Origin of the sequence: Streptomyces atratus (assembly GCF_014648655.1) — a bacterium.
GTDB classification, from domain to species: Bacteria; Actinomycetota; Actinomycetes; order Streptomycetales; family Streptomycetaceae; genus Streptomyces; species Streptomyces atratus.
Genome location: NZ_BMRN01000200.1, coordinates 1 through 914, shown reverse-complemented (window position 1 = coordinate 914; position 914 = coordinate 1). Strand labels below are relative to the sequence as shown.

At 70.5% G+C, this 914-nt stretch carries 1 protein-coding gene; it reads left to right on the top strand.

Going from position 1 to position 914, the window contains the following annotated elements:
- Positions 1–21: 21 nt before the first annotated feature.
- The coding region (locus tag IEZ15_RS44075; RefSeq protein ID WP_189282533.1) for a polyketide synthase dehydratase domain-containing protein at positions 22–914 on the top strand (893 nt) is incomplete at its 3' end.

The following is a 914-nucleotide window of genomic DNA, read 5'->3' as shown; positions in this document are numbered from 1 at the left end:
GCTGCGGTGGATGCGCCGTGGGTGCTGCACGCGGATGGTGTTCTGGGTGTTCCGTCCGGGGCCGTGCCGGGTGTGGACCTCAGCGCATGGCCCCCGCCGGGCGCGGCCACCGTCCGGACGGACGACGCGTACGCCCTGCTCCAGAAGCAGGGCTACGCCTACGGTCCCGTCTTCCGGGGCCTCAAGACGGTGTGGCGGCGGGGCGACGAAGTGTTCGCCGAGGTCGAACTGCCCGAGGCGGCGCACGGCGACGCCGAGCGCTTCGGTATTCATCCGGCCCTGCTCGATGCCACCATGCATGCCCTGGGCGTCGGGGAGGACGTGACGGGCGACGAGCCGACAGAGCTTCCCTTCTCCTGGACCGATGTCTCTCTGCATGCCGCGGGTGCCCACGCGCTGCGGGTGCGGCTCTCTCCCCAGGGCATGAACAGCCTTTCGTTGACGTTGGCGGACCAGGACGGCGCCCCGGTGGCCACGATCGGCGGACTCACCTTCCGTCCGGTGTCGGTGGAGCAATTGGGCGCGTCGCGCACGGCGGGCGCGCTGCACGAGGTGGTGTGGCGTCCGCTGGCGGGTGCGGGTGCGGGTGCGGGTGCGGGTGCGGGTGTGGTGTGGTCGGGTTGGGATGAGTTTGTGGGGGGTGGTGTGGTCTCGGGTCCGGTGGTGTGTGAGGTGGGTGCGGGTGGGGCTTCTGCTGGTGCTGGTGCTGGTGCTGGTGCTGGTGCTGGTGCTGGTGCTGGTGGTGTGGTGTCGGGTGTGCGGTCTGTGGTGGGTGGGGTGCTGGGTGTGGTGCAGGAGTGGTTGAAGGGCGGTCGGGGTGAGGAGTGGCCGTTGGTGGTGGTGACGCGTGGTGCGGTGGCTGTGGGTGGTGGTGTGGGGGTGGATGTGTGTCAGGCGCCGGTGTGGGGTCTGGT